Genomic DNA, 243 nt, shown 5'->3' with positions numbered 1-243 from the left:
CATCTTTCATCATGTAAGGAACCATAGAGATAAACCCTGCTACTGTACCAAATATAAGTCCTCCACAAAGGACACCAATTATAAAATAAATATTTTTCCCCAGTGCAGGTTCAACAAAAGGTTCTGTTACTTTCCTAATATGTTTTACAAATATCAGGAATGACAGAATACTGATGATCAGAAAAGAAATGTTATAAGATGTTGTAAACAGCATAAAAAATACAATGCCCACTGACATTAGTA

At 32.5% G+C, this 243-nt stretch carries 1 pseudogene; it reads right to left on the bottom strand.

Features of this window, described 5'->3' with window-relative positions:
* Window positions 1–243 (bottom strand): annotated as a pseudogene (locus tag AWV70_RS06030) (tetracycline efflux MFS transporter Tet(L)); the annotation flags it as partial.

The organism is Sporosarcina koreensis (assembly GCF_001531445.1).
Taxonomy (GTDB): Bacteria; Bacillota; Bacilli; order Bacillales_A; family Planococcaceae; genus Sporosarcina; species Sporosarcina koreensis_C.
This window is presented reverse-complemented; position numbering and strand designations above follow the sequence as displayed.